This is a genomic window from Mesorhizobium sp. B2-6-4 (assembly GCF_006441495.1).
Classification (GTDB): Bacteria; Pseudomonadota; Alphaproteobacteria; order Rhizobiales; family Rhizobiaceae; genus Mesorhizobium.
This window is the reverse complement of sequence record NZ_VFUE01000009.1, coordinates 69,057-88,692: the sequence shown is the minus strand read 5'-3', so window position 1 is coordinate 88,692 and position 19,636 is coordinate 69,057. Positions and strand designations below refer to the sequence as shown.

Below are 19,636 nucleotides of genomic sequence, written 5' to 3'. Positions count from 1 at the left end.
CTCAGGCGTCCCTGATTTCGGTCCGCGCCGCGCCGTTATCGAGATTGATCGTAGTGCGCAGGCGCATGCGTTCCGGTGTCGGGGTTATGATCAGCACACCGTCAATCTCGATCTTGAGGCCCGCGGTCTTGTCGCCAAGCGTCACTGTGACCTTTGTTGCGCTTTCCTTGAGGCGGGGCTCGAAGGTGGCGAGCACCGCACGGATCTCACGCGCCAGCACATCGCGATCAAAGTCGCGCGAAGACCTGCCCGAGAAGGAGGGGACGCCGTAATTGACCACGCTCCGGCGCACCTCCGGGAAATCTGCGAGCGATGGTGGGTTGTCCGATACCTGTTCATTTTCCAGATCGGACAGGAGCGGCGTGGCCTCGAAGCGCTCGGTGTTGAAGAGCGCCTCGACGTCACGCCGCACTGCTTCTCTGAGGACGCGGGCTGACACCACAACGCCGCGACTTTCGATCTCGACCCGATGCTGGGTCTGAAAGGCCAATCGATGCAGGCGCCGTTTTTGCTCGGCTGTGAGTTCGGCATCAGCGTCGATGGCCCGCGCGCTGGCGCCAACGAGGGCGTCGACACGGTCGGCGCCAAGCTCGTCGAGCAAGACATGGCGCAGCTCGTCTATCTCCGAGGTCAGACCAGGCAGGTCATTGACGAGGCGATCCCAAAGCGACGGCTGGACGGCCTCGCTTTTTGCCCGCAAGCTGCCGGTACTCTGCTGCTTGCCAGCGTCGGGTCGCCGACCCTCACTTGCCGACATAGACATCCATTTCGGCTTCATCATTGCCGTCATAGACGAACTTGATCTTCTTGTAGGCGAAGCTGACCTCTTCCTGGATCAGGTCTTCCTCATCCTCGGCCTGCGACATGTCGTATTCCATGATCGAGGCGTCGGTGAGGGTGACGACCAGATAATCCTTAGTCTCGCCATCGATCGTCCGACGTGCCGAGAACACCACTTCATCGAGGGCCTTGTTCTCGAACAAGGCTTTCTTGAGATAGGGCGAAGATTTGTCGTAGTGTTTGATGAACTTGATCATGCCCATGGACACGCGGCCCCGACGTGAGAGCGAATTCGGGTCATAGGGTGCGACCATCTTGTAGTCGACGCCATGGATTTCGATCTCATCATCGTGGCCGTCGCGGGTGCTGGGGCCCTTGATATCAGGAACCTTCAGAAAACCATCAATCTTTACTGGCATTGTCTCTCTCCACCATTGTCAAAAAAAAGATTGTTGTTGCTGTAATCAAGTCTTAACGGACGGCAGTTCCGACACCAGTCGAAGCGAGGCATTGATGCCCTCCAACTGGTAATGCGGGCGCAGATAGAAGCGGGCGTTGTAGTAGCCCGGCCGCCCCTCCACGCTGTCCACTTGGACCTCGGCGGCGGCGAGCGGGCGCTTGGCGCGCGCCTTGTCGTCGGCAAAGGCCGGGTTGGCCAGCACGTAGCGGTTGATCCACTCGGTCAACCAGATCTGCATGTCGGAGCGTTCCTTAAACGACCCGACCTTGTCTCGCGCTATGGCTTTGAGATAGTGCGCAAAGCGCGAAACCGGGAACAAGTAGGGCAAGTTGGCGCTCAGCCGCTCATTAGACTGCGCATCGGGGTCCACCAGTCGGCCGGCGCGCGTTTCGTCGTCCTGTAACGAATGGGCACCGATGAAAGCCGCAAGATCCGTGTTCTTCCGGTGCAGGATCGGCATCAGGCCAAGCTTGGCGAGTTCCGCCTCACGCCGGTCATCAATGGCGACTTCCGTGGGGCATTTCATCGCTATCGACCCATCATCGGTCGGGAAGCTGTGCACCGGCAAATTAAGCACCGTTCCGCCGTTCTCGACGCCGCGGATCTGGGTACCCCAGCCAAACAGCTTGTGGCTGCGGTTGATGTTGACGCCCATCGGGAAGGCGGCATTCATCCAGACATACTTGTTGTGATCGCCCTGCACCTCTTCCTCGAAGGTGAAGCCCTTCACCGGAACGGTGTCCGTGCCATATGGCAGCCGGGCCAGGACGCGGGGCATGGTCAGCCCGATGTAGCGAGCATCCTCGCTTTCGCGCAGCGACTGCCAGGAGGCATAGGCCGGGTTGGAAACGATCTGCTGCAAATCCTGAGGGTTCGGTAATTCCTGCCAGCTATCCATACGAAACAGTCGAGGCGAGGCGGCCGCGATAAAAGGCGTGTGCGCAGAAGCGCAGATGCCGGAGATGTTGCGTAGCAGACCGACATCGCGCGGGTGGTTGGAAAATTCGTAGGCGCCGATCACGCAGCCGATCGGCTCACCGCCAAGCATCGAATATTCGTCTGTGTAGACTTTCTTGAAGATCGGACTCTGATCCCACATCTGGCCTTCGTAGTCTTCGAGCGTGTCGGCCAGCTGCTCCTTGGAGATGTTCATCACCCGGATTTTAAGCTTCTGGTCGGTCTCGGTGTTGTTGACGAGGTACCACAGGCCGCGCCATGTGCCTTCCATTTCGCGCACTTCCGGCGCGTGCAGGATCTCGTTGACCTGAGCCGTCAGCATCTTGTCGATACCGGCGATCAGCGACTTGATCGACTTGATGGCATTGGACGAGATGGTTGTGGTGTCGGAACGGGACTGCGCTGCGAGCGCGAGATTGCGCACGAGTTGCTGCAGCTTCTCGCTGTCGTCTTTCTTGACCTTGAAATCCTTCTCGAGGAGTCCACTGAATTCTCCAAGGTCTATGGCTTCAGCCTCGGCGGCGAGGGTGGCGGTCTTTTGCTGTTCGGCCATGGTTTATTCTCCCGCCTTGTCGTCGTCAGTCAGCGCCTGGCTGGCGATCTTGCCAAGAAGTGGCTCGTTGTTCAGCAACTGCGCGATACGCTTTTCGGCGTCTACGCGGCCATCCATGAAGCCCAGCAATTCCTCGAGCTGACGACGCATCTTGAGGATCTCGGCCAGTTGCGGAACCTGCTCGGCGATCTTGTCGGGGGCGAAATCGCCCATTTTGGTGAAGGTGAGATCGAGCGCCAGTTCCTCGTCGCGCTCTTGGCCTTCGGCCTGCGGCAGCGTGTTCTTCACCCGCGCTTTGACGCGGGGTCCGAGCGCCTCCATGAACTTGGGGAAGCGGTTCGCGTCGGTCTCGACGAAGGAGCGGTCCAGAACCGACTTTGACGCTTCCTTGGTTTGCGAAGCACCGGAAAGGTCGGCCATCACGCCCATGACAAACGGCAGTTCGATCGTCGTCGGGCTGCCGTAGGTTTCCACGTCATAGGCGATCTGCACCCGTGGCGCGCGATTTCGTTCGATGACCTTGGCTTTGCTTTCGGCTGGCATGTGTCTTACCTTTCATCTTTCTGTGCCGTCTTCTTGACATCGGGAACGCCGGCAAGAAGCCGAAATTCCTTCAGTCCCGACGGGGCGAGATCTTCCATCAGTTCAACGAAATCCATATGCACCATTCGGCGCACGCGCCGCGCCAGGTGCGGGATCGGGCTGGACGGTTCGGTGCTGTCATAGAAGGCGACGACGAGATCGAGGCATTTGACGACATCGTCGCGCGAGGAGATCCGGTCGGGCAGGCCGCTGTCGCCGGATTCTGCGTAGCTTGCCACGATTGCCATCGTATCGGCTCCATCGCCGTTGCGAACACGTGCTGCCGGTTCTGCTGGCGTCGCGACCGGCTTTGCGAGGCCGTTCGCGGCAGTGGCACCGGTCGCGTTTCGTTCGAGGGTCGTCAGCAGACGCTGCAGAAACCGCTTTAACTCGGGAAGCGTGGCGCCAGCGCCTTCGAGGCGGGAGTTAAGGGCGGCTTCGACGCTCTCGAGAGCGGCGATCGCGGCGCGGGCGTCGGCTATGAGCAACGTCATTTCTGGCCCGGCCTGATCAATCAGCGCCGCGCATGCGCTGCGCACCCGGTTCACCAGTTGGCTGTGCTCGCTTGCCAGCTTCGCCTTCTCGGCCGCATTCAGTCCCGAAGCAGCCTCCTGCAGCATGACCCGCTCGTCAAGCGAACCCTTCTCCAGATCCGCGCCCAGGATCGGCCCAATGGCGCGCGGCGCAAAGAATGTCATTTTCCGCAAATCTTTGAGTAGACCGTCCTGGCTGTTCTGAAGGTCGGTAAGCGCATTGATGCGGCGCAAGGCTGCTTCGCGCGGCGTGGCACCGGACCGCAGGGCCGGATGCATGGTCGTCCAATGCTGATCGACAGTTTGCGCGATGAGGGTCAGGCCGGCAGCCAGGCCGGCCAACCGATGCTCGTTGGCCAGTCCACGCGTAACAATGACGAGAAGGCGCAGGTCACGGCCGTGAGACCGCAGCTCTTCAGCCCTGGTAAGCACGGTAGGCCAGTCTATCGGAACGTCGACTTCAGTGTTTTTGCTGCCTTGGAACTCGACTTTCTTCTGCTGTTCCGTCAGTCGCTCCAGCTCATGAAAGGCCGGGTCGTTGCGCAAATCCTCCCCTGACGGATTTTCACCGTCGAGCGGAGTAAGCCAAAGTGCGACATCAATCACACAGACCCCCAGCGACCGGCCCTCAACGGCACCTGACCCAAGGTTACCACACTGATGTGCCGTACGCCAATTAAAGCCGCTGCTTAAAAGCTAACGAAAGCTGACCACCGCGTGTTCGCTATGGGATGGCTTGGCGAGACTGCCGAACCCAATCGGCAAAATACACCACACGGATGCGCGAATTCTTCTGCCGCCAGTGGTTCGGGCTTCCAAAGGCTGACGGCCCCGCGAACGGCCTTGGCGACGCCGTCCATCGGGCGCTTTGTCAAGCGACGGCTTATGTGGCAGGTTGTCGACTGGCAGATTGCAGGAGCAGGTTCGATGGAACAGCGCCGGTCGTCACAGAGCTTCAAGCGTAAGGAACTGGTCGGCAAGCTCAATCCTGTCGGCGTGCGCGCCTTCAAGGCAGCCGCGGACACCGCCAAGCTGCGCGGCAACCCTTACGTCGAACTCGTCCACTTCATCGAGCAACTGGTGCTTTCCGATCGCTCGGACGTGCAAATGATCATCGCCGATGCGGGAGTGGATGCCAGCCGGCTCACGGCCGATATGACCCGCGCCGTGGACAAGCTGCCATACGGCGCCACATCGATCGAGGAATTTTCCGACCACATCTTTCATGCCATCCAGGAGGCCTGGAACTTGGCGACGCTTGAGTTCAGCGTCGAGGAAGTCCGCAGCGCGCATATTCTGCTCGCTTGCCTGAAGACCCCGGTCCTAGAAGGCCTGCTGTCGAAGATCAGCGGCGCATTCGACGAGATCGACGCCGACGCGGTGATCGCGCGGTTCGCCGATGTCATGGAGGGCTCACTCGAAGCTGGCACCTCGACCACGGTCTCCGCAACGGAGATGCCACGGCGGGCTCCGGGTGGGGATTCGGCGCTGGCGAAATACGCCACCGACCTGACCCAGCGCGCCCGCGACGGCAAGATCGATCCCGTCGTTGGCCGCGACCCCGAGATCAGGCAGATCGTTGATGTCCTGATGCGGCGGCGGCAGAACAACCCGATCCTGACGGGCGAAGCCGGGGTAGGCAAGACCGCGGTCGTCGAGGGCTTCGCCTTGCGTATTGCCCAGGGCGATGTACCGCCGATGCTACAGGGCGTCAGCGTGCGCATGCTCGATGTCGGTTTGATGCAGGCCGGGGCAAGCGTAAAGGGCGAGTTCGAAAAACGGCTTAAGGCTGTAATCGACGAGGTGCAGTCGTCCGAAACACCGGTTATCCTTTTTATCGATGAAGCTCACACCTTGATCGGCGCAGGCGGCCCTGCTGGAACCGGCGACGCGGCCAATCTCCTGAAGCCGGCGCTGGCACGCGGTGAACTGCGTACCGTCGCGGCAACGACCTGGGCTGAATACAAGCAGCACATAGAAAAAGACCCGGCGCTGACCCGTCGGTTTCAGGTGGTAAAGATCGACGAGCCTTCCGAAGCTGTGGCCGTTCTCATGTTGCGCGGGGTGGCCGGAGTTCTCGAGCAGCACCACCGGGTGCAGATACTGGATGAGGCGATCGAGGCGGCAGTGGGCCTGTCACACCGCTATATCCCGGCGCGGCAACTACCCGACAAGGCGGTAAGCCTTCTCGACACCGCTTGCGCCCGGGTCGCAATCTCGCAGCATGCCACGCCGGCCGAGCTCGAGGATATCATACGGCGGCGCCAGGCGCTGGAGGTCGAGCACGGCATCATCGATCGTGAGGCGGCGATCGGGATCGAGGTGACCGAACGGCAGGCACGGGTCGACACCGGACTTGCCGAAACAGGGGTCGCGCTGGCTGCCGCGCAACAACGTTGGGACCGCGAAAGAGTTTTAGTTGCCGAGATACTCGAATTGCGTGCCCGGCTGCGCGGCGACGGTATGCCGCTCGATGCGATGGAAACGCCAGCGGATGCCAACGCCTCTGAGTCTGAGTTGCCTGAGATCCAAACGCCCAAGGACAAGGCATCCGATCCCAAAGTGAAAACGGCTGTTGCCGATGGACTTCCACCTGATCCGGTCGCCGATCTTACCCGGTTGCGCGAACGCATGGCTGAACTGGCCGAGGCGCAAGGCGAGGCGCCGCTGATCCTGCCCTCGGTTGATCGAAATGCCGTGGCCGCGGTGGTCCAGGACTGGACCGGCATCCCCACGGGGCGCATGCTGTCGAGCCAGACCGAAAAAGCCCTCCGGCTCGCGGCCACTCTGTGCGAGCGCGTGGTTGGCCAAGAGCATGCCATGGAGATGATCGCCAAGCGTGTGCAGACCAGCCGCGCCGGGCTCGGCGCGCCGGAAAAGCCGGTGGGGGTGTTCCTGCTTTGTGGCCCCTCCGGCGTCGGCAAGACCGAAACCGCGCTGGCCTTGGCGGAGACGCTTTATGGTGGCGAACAGAACCTGATCTCGATCAACATGTCGGAGTTTCAGGAGGCGCATACTGTCTCGACTTTAAAGGGAGCGCCCCCCGGCTATGTCGGCTACGGCAAGGGTGGCATCCTGACAGAGGCGGTTCGGCGCAAACCCTATTCGGTGATCCTGCTCGACGAGGTCGAGAAGGCGCATCCGGACGTCCACGAAATCTTCTTCCAGGTTTTCGACAAGGGCATGATGGACGACAGCGAAGGGCGGCGCATCGATTTCAAGAACACATTGATCCTGCTCACCTCGAACGTCGGCTCCGAAGTCATCATGGACCGGACGAGGAACGGCACGGTTCGGACCGGCCTCGAAGATCTGGATACGGCCTTGCGCCGGCCGTTGCTGAAGGTTTTTCCGGCGGCGTTTCTTGGACGGGTGGTAACCATTCCTTACTACCCGCTGTCGGATTCGATGATCGAGGCGATCACCCGTCATCAGTTCGCCAGGATCGCTCGCCGGCTGCGTGCAACCAGTGGCGCGGAACTGGTGATCGGCGACGGCGTCATCGATCTGGTCAGGGCACGCTGCACGGAAATCGAATCCGGCGGGCGGATGATCGATGCCATCTTAACCAACACGCTTCTGCCGGAATTAAGCCGCGGCGTGCTCAACCGGTCGCTTGACGGTGAAAAGATGACGAAGGTGACCGTCGGAGCCTCCGACGGGGGCTTTACTTATTTCTTCGAGTAATTTGGGCGGATGGTACCGGCGCATCAAACGGCTTTTGCATCCCGCGGTGGATTGAAGGATGCCTTCCACGGCATGGCGCAAGAGCGCGGCGAGGCTTTTGTCCGCGCTAGCGTGCAAAAGGCAACCAAGCACGCAAATGAGTTCCTTTGGGCGGCTAGACCTCTCGCCGTCGCTTGCCGTCATAGTCCCCAGGTGTGCTCATTCTGGCCCCTGGATTATACTGAACGTGAATATGCGGAAACATAGGCCCTTGATCGTTCACCAGGACTAAATACTTGGCCTTGCCAAGTTCAGAGTTAAGTTCCTGCTGCAAAAAGTATCCTAAAAGGATTGACAACATACCGGTCCCGCGATCCGCCAGCTTTTTCGTCCTAATATCAACCGCATTGCCGGAATGATGCAGGGACCAGCGGGAATGATTATACCACTCTTTTCCAGCAGTAAGCTCAAGCTCAAGCCGCCTCGGCGCATGTTGTCTGAAAACGCGTCGAATTATCGGAATGGCCTCCTGCATTTGCGGGCTGAGGCCGCTTTCAATCGTTCTCTCCCTCATCGCAATCTCCATGAAAAGAAAGCGTCATTCCCTTACCACAACCATCACACGTACGCCTCATCCATGAATATCGCAGGGCCGAGATGGAGCTTTTTGTGAGTGCAAACGTGACGCCTCAGATCGTATGCAGCCGGTGCACCATGCCATGTTGCCGTCGTCGCCCATTTTGGCGAGCGGTTCTCTGTCATGCATCGTGGCAGGATTGTCGAGTTCGGCCCACCACCCGATCATTACTGCCCCCCGAAAATACGTCAATCTGCGGCGCAACATACTGAAAACAAAAGTAAAAAAATTCCATAGATAATCAGCGACAATCGGCACGCAGATAGCTACTTCGTCGGCAGGTAGTCGTGCCGAAACCACGTCCCAACTCGCCAAGCGCCCGATGGGCTCACGGCAATTGGGGATTGCTGGTGGATTGCGGTAATTCGTTTGGTCGTGCTGGAATTTGATACGAGTGTCATTCCAAGTACCTGGCGACCATCGGCCACGCCGCAAGTTGGCGGCTATCTGCAGCCAGCTTTAAAAGCCAATGACCATCCACGGATCGGTGTCGTATCCGAGGCGCGGCTTTTCCGGGGTTGCTCCATCCGGCATTTTGGCCGTGCCAGTCAAACCGCAGTCCAGATCTCTCACCTGCTTCTTGGTCGAATGCTTCGTAGAGCACAGGGCCGCAGCATCACCGACCACCACTTTCTTTTCCTTGGCAATGGTGCCACCAGTCGCAGCGATCATGATAGCCGCGCAAAATATAGCAACTCTCATCGTACTCCCCCACGGTTGCGCATCATCAAGATGCCGGACATTACGTTACGTCATTTTTATATTAGCACAAGCGAATATTTAATCCTCACGCCCGCCTCCTGCCAATGGCCTCGAGGCGGGCTGCTCCTCCATTTCGCGATGGCCTTCACGCCAAGCTCGTCCGCTGGATCATCGCCACGAGCGATGCCGACAACGTGATGACCGGCGGCGGCGAGCCGCGCCGAGAGCGCGCGGCCGATGCCCTTGCTGGCGCCGGTGACGAGAAATGTTCGCTTTGTCATGATGTTTCTGCCTGTAGTGAAAGAAGGGCGGTCAGGCGCACCCAGATCCAGGATCTGCGCGGGCACAGGGCGACTCCGCCGGAACCTATGGAGGTCGTCTCGACCGGCAGGAGTGCGTAGCGCTGCGCCGGACTCCTGCTCGGCCTATCGTCGTGTCAGGCGGCCCTGCTTGCGGCGCCATTCTTCGAATAGGTGGGGAAGTCCGTGTACCCCACCTCGCCATTGCGGGTGTAATAGACGGACCGGTCCGCTACGGCCAATGGCCAGCCGCTCCGAAGACGCTCGACGAGATCCGGGTTCGCGATATACGGCCTGCCATAGGCAATCAGGTCCACCAGCCCGGTAGCGAGCGCGGCTTGGGCACGCTCGACGTCATTGAAGCCGCCGCACCATATGAACGCGCCGGGGAACGACGCTCGCGCCTTGGCGAGCATGTCATGGTCGAGATGGCGCGCCTCGAACGTGGCCGATTCCATGTTGCCGTCGGGCAGCAGCTCATACAGCAGATGGGCATAGGCCACGCCGCGGCGCCCGAGCTGCTCGACGATGTACAGGAACGTCTCCTCGACGAGCGGATCAGCGGGCATTGAACCATATTTGCCGAACGGTGAGAGGCGAACCCCCACGCGTCCCGCGCCGAATTCCGCCACGACCGCGTCGACGACTTCCATCAGGAAGCGCGCACGATCTTCCATGCTGCCGCCGCCGTAGCGGTCGGTGCGGGTGTTGAGCACCGAGTTCATGAACTGCTCGATCAGATAGCCGTTGGCGGCATGGATCTCGATGCCGTCAAACCCGACCTCCCGCGCATTGGCGGCGGCTTTGGCGAAGGTTCCCACCATGGCCGTCACTTCCTCGGTGCTGAGCGGCCTCGGCGTCTCTGCCGCCATGAAGCGCAACCGGCCGTCCGGGCCATGGGCGAACACCTCTGAGCCGACGGCCTGTTCCGCGGTCACGCCCACTGGCGCCTGGCCGTTCGGCAGAAGCGAGGAATGCGCCAGTCGGCCGACATGCCACAGCTGCATGAAGATGGTGCCGCCCTGACGATGAACCTCTTCGGTCACCGGGCGCCAGGCCTGCTTCTGGGCTTCGGAGTGAATCCCGGGAATGCGCGCGTAGCCGTGGCTGGACTGATCCACGTCGTTGACTTCGGAGATGATCAGGCCGGCGCTAGCTCGCTGACCGTAATATTTGACGGTCAGTTCGTTCGGGAGGTCGCCATCTGTCGGAAGAGCACCCTCGGAGGTGCGGGTGCGCGTCATCGGCGGCATGACGATGCGGCTCGTGAGGTGGACGGGACCTAGATCGAAGGAATCGAATAGAGAGGGCATGGGGCGGCTCCTGTGGAGAATTAAAGCTCCAGACGATATAAAGGGGTACTCCTCAGCAGATTAGTGCCGGACTGGTGGACTCACTATTGCGTCTGAAGCTACAATAGGCGGATGAACTCGCGTTTCGATGGCATCGCCGAATTCGTAGCCGTTATTCGGCTCGGTAGTTTCACCGCGGTTGCGGCGGAAATGGGCATGGCCAAGTCCGCGATCGGCCGGGCGGTGTCGCGTCTGGAGGCGCGCTTGGGCTCCAAGCTGCTCCATCGGACGACCCGCCGCCTGACCTTGACGCCTGCCGGAGAGGCTTGGCTGGAGCACTGCGTCGCGGCACTCGACGAACTTGAGCGTGGCGAGAGCGCCCTCGCGCTCGCGCGGGACACGCCTGGCGGCGAAGTCCGCATCGATCTCCCGACGGCGTTCGGTCGACTGCACGTCATGCCCGTACTGTTAGGGGTTGCGAAACGCTATCCGGCGCTGAACCTCAATGTCAGCTTCACCGACCGGCGGGTCGACCTGATCGGCGAAAACATCGACCTCGCCGTGCGTATCGGCAATCTTGAGGATTCGACCGACCTCGTCGCGCGACAGATTGGGGTCCAGCAGACGGTGATAGTCGGAGCACCTGGCTATCTCGCACGGCGGGGCGTTCCGCGATCCTGGAGCGATCTTGCCGGACACGATTGCATCGTCGGACGACGGCAAGGCAACCGCATCGCCTGGCTGATGAAGCAACCCGACGGCTCGACAGCGCGGCAGGCCGTCCCCGTCAAGCATGAACTGCAGGATTTCGAGACGGTGCTAATGGCCGCTAAGGCAGGACACGGTCTGACGCAACTTCCGTCATGGATGGTGGAAGGCGATCTTCAAGACGGGGCCCTTCAGATTGTCCTGGAGGGCCTGTCAGGCGGCGAACTGCCGATCAGCGTCCTGTGGCCGCAGACAAAGGCGCTGCCGGCGAAGATTCGCGTTACCATAGACGGCCTCGTTCAGTGGTCGCTTGTTTCAACGAGTGTCGCTGCCTAGCAACGTCTTACTTGGAGCAGTCTCAAATCGGCTGTCCGCCGTCGATCCGCCTAATCGCCTCGAAGAGCCGATCACAGGATTTTGCCAGGTTCTTGCCCGGCGTGGTGGCGACCCCGAGCAAGAGGCCGGATTCGGCAGTGGCGGGCGACGCATACCACGCGGAGAGCGGTGCGGGCGACATCCCGAAGGCCGAAACCTCGCGCGCCACGGCAATGTCCGATATTTCCCTCGGCAGCTTCAGCAGCACGGCCAGGCCCGGCGTTGCAATCTGGTCGGCATTCACATTCGCCCAAAGCTGCTCGAGCAACGTCGCGCGCCTTGCGACATAGGCCCGCTTCGTGCGGCGGAGATGGCGAATATAGTGGCCCTCCCGCATGAATTCGGCGGTCGCGAGCTGCACTGCCGGTCCCGGGGCGGGCGCTAAGCACGCCGCGACTTCAGCGAAAGCGCATGCGAGGCTGGCCGGCACGATCGCGAAACCCAGCCGAAGGGTCGGGCTGATTGTCTTGCTGAAGGACCCGATGTGAATGACGCGCCCGTCGCGGTCGAGCGACGCGAGCGCCGGCGCGGCCCTGCCGGTCAGCTGAAGCTCGCTCAGATAATCGTCTTCGATCACCCAGGCCTGGGTCGAAGCTGCCCATTCGAGCAGGCGCAGGCGCCGCTCGAGCGACAAGGTCGAGCCGAGCGGCGCATGTTGACCCGGTGTGACCAGGGCAAGCTTCGCGGTCGGATGCTGGCACAGTGCGTCATCGAGATCGATGCCGTTGCAATCGACCGGGACCGGAGCGAGAGACAAACCGGCGAGTTCGAGCCCCTTTCGGGTCCATGGGAAACTGGGCTCCTCGATCCAGGCGGTCTCCCCCGCCAGCTTCAGAACGGATAGCGCCAGGCCGAGCCCCGCACCGAAACCTCCAGTGATAATGACCTGCGACGGCAGACAGATGATGCCCCGTGCTACGGCGAGGTAGCCAGCGATTTCCCGCCTCAACTCGAGTTCGCCGCGAGGATCGGGGTAGAGGGCGGCGGCAGCGGCTTCGGCGCGGATGGCGTGCGCGCGTATCCGCGCGAACAAGGTGGCGGGGAAGATATCGCTTGCGGGGATGCCCATCTGGAAGATCCGGGGACCCTGCGTCATCTCCTGATAAATCCGCATGAAGGAGCCTTCATCCGGCACCGGCTCGGATTTCGCGACGGTGCGGGGGCGCTGTGCGACGCGCGTTCCCTCAGCTGGCGTTGCCTCGATCAACTGGGCGGCCGCGAGCTTCTCATAGGCGGTCCGGACGGTGCCGCGCGCGACGCCCAGCTGTGCTGCCAGGTCCTGCCATGAGGGCAACCGTGCGCCTGGTTCCAGCGCGCCTTCCTCGATTGCGACGGCCACGCCCTTGCGAATTTGCTCCGCAAGGGAAGTCTTGGCGGCGCGATCCAAATCCAGGTCCAGCGGCTTGCTCATGAAGCCTCAGTACACGATTTTTTTGCGTTCTTGGTGCTTTTTCCTGGCCCGATTCGCCGGCATCTAGACGGGCAAGGAGATGCCAATGCGAATTCGTGCCATTTTCACCGCCGCCTGCGCCGCGATTGCCATCGTCGGGCCGGCCTGGGCGCGCGACGACCAATCGGAGACGGTCACGCCGAAGTTCGAGCAGGTGATCCCCAACATCCCCGGCAAATCGATGGTCGTCGTCGAGGTCGATTATGCGCCGGGCGCCGCTTCGCAGCCGCACCGGCATGCCAGGTCCGCCTTTATCTTCGCCTATGTCGTCTCGGGCGAGATCGAGTCCAAGGTGAACGATGGCGAGACCCGCATCTACAAAGCGGGCGAGAGTTGGTCGGAGCTGCCCAACGCAATCCATTCGGTCAGCCGCAACGCCAGCAAGACCAGGCCAGCGAAGCTGCTCGCGGTCTTCGTCGTCGATTCCGACGACAAGGCCCTCACTACTCCCCTCAATTGAACGGATCGGAACGATGGCCAAGAGGCTCGACTACAACCAGATCGCCCCGAGCGGCGCCAAGGCACTCGGCACCGTCTACGGCTATGTTCTCCAGAGCGGCTTGCCTGCCGAACTGGTCGAGCTCGTCTATCTGCGGGTCTCCCAGATCAACAACTGCGCCTATTGCCTTGACATGCACACGCGTGACCTCGTCAAGAAGGGCGTGAAGATCGAGAAGATCGCGCTGGTGCAAGCCTGGCAGGAAGGCGGCAGCCTGTTCAGCGAGAGAGAGCGCGCCGCGCTTCGCTGGGCCGAGAGCGTGACCAATGTTGCACAGACCGGGGTTCCGGACGCCGCCTATGAAGCCGTGCGTGCCGTCTTCGATGAAAAGCAGCTCGTCGACCTGACGATCGCGATCAGCCTGATGAACAGCTACAACCGAATGGCCATCAGCTTTCGGAATACGCCCCAGGCCGTTCTCGAGAATTGATGGAGCAGAATAATGAATGGTAACGTGATTTCCAGGATCAAGATCCCGGACAGCAAATTGGCGCGCGAGGCGACCGAGTTCGTTCGCGACAGCAAATCGAGTTCCTTTTCAATCACTCTGTTCGCTTGCGCCTTCTGGTGATCGTAACCTGACAGATGGCGGCCCTAAGGAGAGGCGGCTCAACTCGCAAGCCGGCAGCCCCATTGTCGTCGGTCAGGAGTGTGCACGGCGATTCCGAAACCGGCCGTTCCGTATGCGGCCTGAGAAGCGGTACACTCACGTTTCAGCTTGGACTTTGCAGCTATTCCCGCTTGCATCGCGACCGAACTCGCGACCGAAGCGCTCGGAGAGGACGGCTTGAAGGCTTACGGCTCAATGACTGCGTTTCAGCGCATGGGCGATCCGGCAGAGCTCGGGGCGGCGGCACCCTTCCTCGCCTCATCGGACAGCAGCTTCATGACAGCGAGGTAGCGGTCGACGGCGGCCTAGCCCAACTCTGACAGCCGTCTTCCAAGTTCATTGAGCAGGCCTTCTCAGGTGCAAACTGGTCAAGGGTTTCAATCATTTGATCGCTGCCATCCTTGACCAGGATCCGGCCGTAAAGGGCGGCAGGAGAGTCATATTCCTGGCGAGCGATGATGAAGACGCCGCGGCGCAGATTGGTACGCTCGCGGAAAATCTCGGCTTTGCGCCGATAAAGCTAGGCGGGCTTTCCGAAGGCGACTGCTCGTGCAGGCGCGCAGGAACAACTGGGGCCGGCTGGTCTTCAAGGACCTGGTCAAATGATGAACATGACGTCCCCACCGGCAGGGACACGATGCACGCATCGGATCGAGCACTATCCGATGCGTGCGGCCGAGGTGATGCTTGGAAGCAAACGATGAAGTGCTCCGCCTCTCGTCAGCAGTATGATGAATACTTAGTTTTGACGGTCGACCGCAGCAGAAGCCGATCCGGTCGACGGGTTCGCCAGGATGGCGCCCGTAATGATGCGAAAGAGATGATCGGCCCGCGGCGCGAATGAGGGTTGGTCGACCGCCCAGCCGAGCGCCGTCATCAGGGCGAACAGGTCATCCCCATTCATGTCGAGCCGCGCCGCGCCTTCGGCCTGTGCGCGGAGCAGCAGTCGCGCGCTCGCCGAGTGCACCGCTGCGCATGAAGCGTAAAGAGCGGAGTTCGGATTCGTGTGGGCGGCGGCCATCATGGCGACGACGCCCCTATAGCTTTGGGCGAACGCCAACCACTCCTGGAACCAGGAGATGAGCGCTTCGTCAGGCGAATCCGAGGTTTCGAGTTCATCTGCCCTCTGAGTCAGTGCGTCCAGATTCGTACACAGCAGCGCCTCGAACAGGGCTTCTCGCGTCGGGAAATGACGAAGCAGCGTGGCTAACCCGACCTCGGCCCGACGGGCGATATCGCGCATGGACGCATTGATACCGTGCTCGGCGACGACGTCACGCGCGACCGCGAGGATATGGCTGTAATTTTTTTTTGCGTCGGCTCGCATGAGATGCCTTGATAAGCGGATCAGTGATCCGTATATGTGGATCGATGATCCGGTTACTAAGCGGATCGGTGAACCACTAAATAGAGTGCGTCTGCACAAATGGCAACAAAGGCGCCGCCCGCCCCGCAAGGAAAATGAACATGAGCACTATCAGCATCATCGGGTCAGGCGGTATGACCGCAGCGATCGGCGACCTTGCCGCCAAGGCCGGACACACCGTCGAGGTGATGAGCCGCGACGGTGCCAAGTCGCGGGCGCTGGCCGAGCAGGTCGGAGCCGGCGCGACGACCGGAACGTTTGGCGCCGCTCCGGTCGGGGACATTGTCATCCTGGCGGTTCCCTATTCGGCCGTTCTCGACGTGGTGAAGCAGTACGGCGAAAAGCTGGCAGGCAAGCTCATTGTCGACATCACCAACCCCATCAAATCCGACTTCACGGGTTTCTTGACTCCTGAAGACAGTTTCGGCGCGCAGGAGATCGCCAAGGTTGCTCCTGCCAATGCCACTATCGTCAAGGCGTTCAACACCCAGAACGCCCGGGTCTTGGCTGCCGGTCCAATCGGGGGCCATCCATTGGACGTGTTCATCGCCGGGGACGACTCTCAAGCGAAGGCGCGCGTCTCGGCGTTCATCGACAGCCTCGGACTACGTCCGATGGATACCGGGCGGCTGATTATGGCCCGAACGCTGGAGCACGCCTGCATGCTGTGGCTGGGCCTCATGACCCACTCCGTCAAACACACCAACTTCTCAATCCGCGTCAGCCTCCTCGGCTGAGCCCGCGGCACCACGTCTCGCATCACATTACCCAAGGAGCAGCAGCATGCGCGTTTTCGTTACTGGCGGGACCGGCCATATCGGTTCGTATGTCATCCCCGAGCTCATCGCGGCCGGACATGAGGTCATTGGCCTGGCCCGGTCGGACACGTCCGCGACTGCGGTATCGGCACTCGGCGCCAAGGTACGTCGCGGGGATATCACCGACCTCGATGGGCTCAAGGTCGCGGCGGCGGAGTCCGACGGCGTCATCCACGTCGCGCACCGGCAAGACCTGCTGCCCTCCGGCGGGATCGACGCCGTGGCAGCCGCGGAGCTCCAGATCATGCTCGCCTACGGCGAGGCGCTGGCGGGGACCGGAAAGCCGCTCGTCGTCTCAGGGAGCATCGGCTCGCCGAGGTGGGAAGGCCTGGGCCGGCCAGCCACCGAGGAAGATCCGGCTCTTCCCGGCGGCGAAGCATACAAGGGCACCCTGCGGGTTCGCAACGCCGTGGAACTCGCCGTGATCGGCTTAGCGGGACGGGGCGTGCGGTCTTCGGTCGTCCGAATTCCTCCCATCGCGCACAGCACGACCGATGCCGGCTTCCTCCAGCTGCTGATCGGTCTCGCGAAGGAGAAGGGCGTAATCGGTTACCCCGGAGACGGCGCGAACCTCTGGCCGGCTGTGCATGCCCGCGACCTGGCCTCCCTGTTCCGCCTGGCGCTGGAGAAGGGGCCGGCTGGCAAATATTGGCACGGGATTGAGGGCGAGGGCATCCGGTTCCGCGAGATCGCTGAGGCCATTGGCAGCCGTATGGGCATGCCTGCTGTGCCCATCCCTGCGGACGTACTGATGTTGCCGGGCTTCTTCGGCTTTCTCGCGAACTTGGTCACGCTGGACCTTCCGGCGTCCAACGCCATCACCCGCCAGACGCTCGGCTGGGAGCCAGCTCAGCCGGGCCTGCTCGAGGACCTCGACAACGGCCATTACTTCCCGGCGGATCGTATCGCGATCCCGTGATCCGTCCACCCAACTCACAAGGAGACAACACATGAGCACTATCAGCATCATCGGCTCAGGAGCCATGGCCGCCGCGATCGCGGGCCGTGCCGCCAAGGCCGGACATACCGTCGAGGTTGTCAGCCGCGACCCCGCCAAGGCGCGGGTGCTCGTCGACCAACTTGGAGTCGGAGCGACCACCGGGACATACGGCGCCGCCCCCGCGGGCGACATCGTCATCCTCGCCGTGCCGTACAGCGGTGCCGCGGCGGCGGTAGCCGACTTTGGGAAAGCGCTCGATGGCAAGGTGATCGTCGACATCGCCAACCCGGTTGCCCCCGACCTCTCAGGCCTCGTCACGCCCCACGGCAGTTCCGGCGCGCAGGAGACCGCAAAGGGCCTCCCCGCCGGCGCGCATGTTGTGAAGGCATTCAACACGATCTTTGGTCACGTGCTTGCGAAGGGCGGACGCCTCGACGCGTTCATCGCAGCCGACGATGCGGAGGCGAAAGCGCGCGTCTCGACGTTTCTCGAAAGTCTCGGGCTGCGTCCGCTCGACGTGGGCGGCTTGCACATGGCCCAGACGCTGGAGGCGCTCGGTTTAATGATGATTGGCCTCGCCAAAAACGGCGCCGGCACCTGGGACTTCGCCATGAACGTCGATATCGGCTAAATCACCGACATCAGCCCTCCGCTGCACTACAGCCAAGGAATCGATCATGATCACTCCCTTCCAGATTCCCTATGATGCGGACCAGGCCGCTGACCTTCGTAGCCGCCTCGCACGGACGCGTTGGGCCGACGCGGTAACTGACGACTGGACCATGGGAACCGAGCGCGGCGTCCTCAACCAGTTCATCGATTTCTGGCGTGACGGCTATGACTGGGCGCAGCGACGAGACCGGCTTAACCAGCTTCCCCATTTCCGGACGACGGTCGACGGCCATGGCATACACTTTCTGCATTTTCGCAGCGGCCAAAGGGGATCGATCCCGCTACTGCTGATGAACGGCTGGCCGTCAAGCTTCGTGGAGTTTCAGCGTATAGCACCGCTGCTTACCCAGGGAACGCCGGCATTCGATGTCGTGATCCCCACCATGCCCGGCTTCGGCTACTCGGACAGGCCAACCCGGCCCTACGAGGCGGAGCCCAGCGACCTTTATCCGAAGCTAATGACGATGCTGGGCTATAGGCGGTTCGTCGTGGCTGGGACTGACATCGGCTCCGGCCTTGCCACGCGAATGGCGCTTCGGCATCCGGCGCGTTTGCTGGCTCTCCATGTCTCGGCGGTCGCGCCGAAGCCGATTCCAGAAGATGCGTCGCCCCTGTCGAAAGCCGAGATCGACTATGACGAGCGCCTCCAACTGTGGAGCCGGGAGGAAGGGGGCTATCAGGCGATCCAGAGCTCGAGGCCACAAACGCTCGCCTTTGGGCTTGCCGACAGTCCTGTTGGCCTAGCCTCGTGGATTGTCGAGAAATTCCGGGCCTGGACGGACTGCGATGGCGACGTCTTCTCTGTCTGGCCCCTCGAAGCCTTGATTGACACCCTGATGATCTACTGGATGACCAACACGATCGGGTCGTCTGTCCGCTACTATTACGATACCGCCCGGCTGCGGCCGCCGTTGCGGGCAGATGACTTCGTGCATGTTCCCACCGCCGTCGCGATGTGGCCACATGATCTGGCGCTCGCGCCGCGCGAGCGGGCCGAGCGGCTCTACAATGTGCGGAGTTACACCGTCTTTCCGCGTGGCGGGCATTTTCCGGCCTGGGAAACGCCGGAACTCTACGCCGACGATTTGCGAAAGATCGCGCTCGCCGCGATCTGAACGAACAAGCGTGTTCCGCTTCACCCACGAGCGGGCACGGCTCGTGGAGATTGCCCGCCAGCGGCGTGCCGAGCAGGCGGCTGGCCAAGCTCGAAGAACAGCGGGTGGAATATCTCGATCGCAAGCTCGCGCAGCCAGAGCAGCGTGATCGACTACGGACGTTTCTGATGACGCTTCCCGCTGACTCCATCTCCGAGGAAGCGTTCGGGCGAAGAAGGAAGGTTACCGCTAGAGCCATTCACGGTCCACGATCTTCGGCATACGGGATCAGTGTTTTGGTACATCTGCCCCAGACGATTTTTCCATCTCGAAGCGAGCTAGCAAGTCACTATCGTCGCCAATTGCCGGCTTGATGCTGCCTTGGCAGCCCGCTTCCAAGTTCGCGTTTCCGGCTCCTTTGGAGCGTTCCGTGCACGAATTGCAGGCCCCTCCGGCCGTTCGCATCGCGATGGACGTGAGGGCATTGTTTCTGATCACCAGATTGGCGCTTGGCGCATCGTCTCGGGCACGACCGGTTCGAATTCTCCGATAGATCTCCGGGCCTGACATACCGCCGCGTCCGGCTGCCATGCAGCTGTATTTTCGGCGATTGCTTGCCTGTGGTCGATCACTCGGCATGGGG

General features: G+C 61.5%; 18 protein-coding genes and 3 pseudogenes. 10 read left to right on the top strand and 11 right to left on the bottom strand.

Annotation, left to right across the window (positions count from 1 at the left end):
* Position 1: 1 nt before the first annotated feature.
* From tssE to tssA, 5 genes are read right to left on the bottom strand one after another with little or no spacing between them, the layout of a single operon-like run.
* Entirely contained in the window at positions 2-757 is a 756-nt protein-coding gene (gene tssE, locus FJ426_RS14235) for a type VI secretion system baseplate subunit TssE (protein WP_140560504.1), read from the bottom strand.
* Complete coding sequence (locus FJ426_RS14230; RefSeq protein ID WP_115143971.1) at positions 744-1,199, bottom strand: Hcp family type VI secretion system effector; 456 nt, start codon at positions 1,197-1,199, stop codon at positions 744-746. Before FJ426_RS14230 ends, tssE begins: the two co-directional genes overlap by 14 nt.
* A 45-nt stretch (positions 1,200-1,244) precedes the next feature.
* Positions 1,245-2,750 carry a type VI secretion system contractile sheath large subunit gene (tssC, locus tag FJ426_RS14225; RefSeq protein WP_140498288.1) on the bottom strand — a complete coding sequence of 502 codons (1,506 nt, stop codon included), beginning with the start codon at positions 2,748-2,750 and terminating at the stop codon, positions 1,245-1,247.
* A gap of 3 nt (positions 2,751-2,753) precedes the next feature.
* Positions 2,754-3,293 (bottom strand): type VI secretion system contractile sheath small subunit, encoded by a 540-nt coding sequence (tssB, locus tag FJ426_RS14220; RefSeq protein WP_140498287.1) that lies wholly within the window; start codon positions 3,291-3,293, stop codon positions 2,754-2,756.
* A gap of 5 nt (positions 3,294-3,298) precedes the next feature.
* A complete protein-coding gene (tssA, locus tag FJ426_RS14215; protein ID WP_140560455.1) occupies positions 3,299-4,471 on the bottom strand; it encodes a type VI secretion system protein TssA in 1,173 nt (390 codons plus the stop codon).
* Positions 4,472-4,792: 321 nt separating this feature from the next.
* Here tssA and tssH point away from each other — a divergent pair, with 321 nt between their 5' ends.
* Positions 4,793-7,552, top strand: a complete 2,760-nt coding sequence (gene tssH / locus FJ426_RS14210; RefSeq protein WP_140524738.1) for a type VI secretion system ATPase TssH — start codon at positions 4,793-4,795, stop codon at positions 7,550-7,552.
* Between the two features lie 154 nt (positions 7,553-7,706).
* Here the strand turns inward: tssH and FJ426_RS14205 are convergent, their stop codons facing one another.
* From FJ426_RS14205 to FJ426_RS14190, 4 genes and pseudogenes are all read right to left on the bottom strand, one after another.
* On the bottom strand, positions 7,707-8,105 hold the full coding sequence (locus tag FJ426_RS14205) for a hypothetical protein (protein WP_140524737.1): 399 nt from the start codon (positions 8,103-8,105) through the stop codon (positions 7,707-7,709).
* A 522-nt stretch (positions 8,106-8,627) separates the two neighbouring features.
* Positions 8,628-8,840 (bottom strand): hypothetical protein, encoded by a 213-nt coding sequence (locus FJ426_RS14200; RefSeq protein WP_181168590.1) that lies wholly within the window; start codon positions 8,838-8,840, stop codon positions 8,628-8,630.
* Positions 8,841-9,034: 194 nt separating this feature from the next.
* A pseudogene (locus FJ426_RS14195) lies at positions 9,035-9,151 on the bottom strand (SDR family NAD(P)-dependent oxidoreductase); the annotation flags it as partial.
* Between the two features lie 155 nt (positions 9,152-9,306).
* Complete coding sequence (locus FJ426_RS14190) at positions 9,307-10,482, bottom strand: alkene reductase (protein WP_140560456.1); 1,176 nt, start codon at positions 10,480-10,482, stop codon at positions 9,307-9,309.
* A 111-nt stretch (positions 10,483-10,593) separates the two neighbouring features.
* On the opposite strand from FJ426_RS14190, the gene FJ426_RS14185 reads away from it, so the two are divergent.
* Positions 10,594-11,505, top strand: coding sequence for a LysR family transcriptional regulator (locus FJ426_RS14185; protein WP_140498281.1), 912 nt, complete (start codon positions 10,594-10,596; stop codon positions 11,503-11,505).
* Positions 11,506-11,527: 22 nt separating this feature from the next.
* Here FJ426_RS14185 and FJ426_RS14180 read toward each other — a convergent pair whose 3' ends face one another.
* Positions 11,528-12,955, bottom strand: a complete 1,428-nt coding sequence (locus FJ426_RS14180; RefSeq protein ID WP_140560457.1) for a PLP-dependent aminotransferase family protein — start codon at positions 12,953-12,955, stop codon at positions 11,528-11,530.
* A gap of 85 nt (positions 12,956-13,040) precedes the next feature.
* Here FJ426_RS14180 and FJ426_RS14175 point away from each other — a divergent pair, with 85 nt between their 5' ends.
* From FJ426_RS14175 to FJ426_RS31815, 4 genes and pseudogenes are all read left to right on the top strand, one after another.
* Positions 13,041-13,454 (top strand): cupin domain-containing protein, encoded by a 414-nt coding sequence (locus tag FJ426_RS14175; RefSeq protein ID WP_140825236.1) that lies wholly within the window; start codon positions 13,041-13,043, stop codon positions 13,452-13,454.
* Positions 13,455-13,467: 13 nt separating this feature from the next.
* Positions 13,468-13,923 carry a carboxymuconolactone decarboxylase family protein gene (locus FJ426_RS14170; RefSeq protein WP_140498278.1) on the top strand — a complete coding sequence of 152 codons (456 nt, stop codon included), beginning with the start codon at positions 13,468-13,470 and terminating at the stop codon, positions 13,921-13,923.
* Positions 13,924-14,241: 318 nt separating this feature from the next.
* A pseudogene (locus FJ426_RS14165) lies at positions 14,242-14,423 on the top strand (SDR family oxidoreductase); the annotation flags it as partial.
* Positions 14,424-14,709, top strand: a pseudogene (locus FJ426_RS31815) (NADP oxidoreductase coenzyme); the annotation flags it as partial.
* A gap of 133 nt (positions 14,710-14,842) precedes the next feature.
* Here the strand turns inward: FJ426_RS31815 and FJ426_RS14155 are convergent.
* A complete protein-coding gene (locus tag FJ426_RS14155) occupies positions 14,843-15,430 on the bottom strand; it encodes a TetR/AcrR family transcriptional regulator (RefSeq protein WP_140560458.1) in 588 nt (195 codons plus the stop codon).
* Between the two features lie 140 nt (positions 15,431-15,570).
* Here FJ426_RS14155 and FJ426_RS14150 point away from each other — a divergent pair, with 140 nt between their 5' ends.
* From FJ426_RS14150 to FJ426_RS14135, 4 genes are read left to right on the top strand one after another with little or no spacing between them, the layout of a single operon-like run.
* Entirely contained in the window at positions 15,571-16,206 is a 636-nt protein-coding gene (locus tag FJ426_RS14150; RefSeq protein ID WP_140560459.1) for an NADPH-dependent F420 reductase, read from the top strand.
* 46 nt (positions 16,207-16,252) lie between these two features.
* Positions 16,253-17,206 carry an SDR family oxidoreductase gene (locus FJ426_RS14145; protein ID WP_140560460.1) on the top strand — a complete coding sequence of 318 codons (954 nt, stop codon included), beginning with the start codon at positions 16,253-16,255 and terminating at the stop codon, positions 17,204-17,206.
* Between the two features lie 31 nt (positions 17,207-17,237).
* Positions 17,238-17,858: an NAD(P)-binding domain-containing protein gene (locus FJ426_RS14140; RefSeq protein ID WP_140557388.1), complete on the top strand. Its 621-nt coding sequence runs from the start codon at positions 17,238-17,240 to the stop codon at positions 17,856-17,858.
* Between the two features lie 46 nt (positions 17,859-17,904).
* Complete coding sequence (locus FJ426_RS14135; protein ID WP_140560461.1) at positions 17,905-19,014, top strand: epoxide hydrolase family protein; 1,110 nt, start codon at positions 17,905-17,907, stop codon at positions 19,012-19,014.
* Positions 19,015-19,636 lie beyond the last annotated feature (622 nt).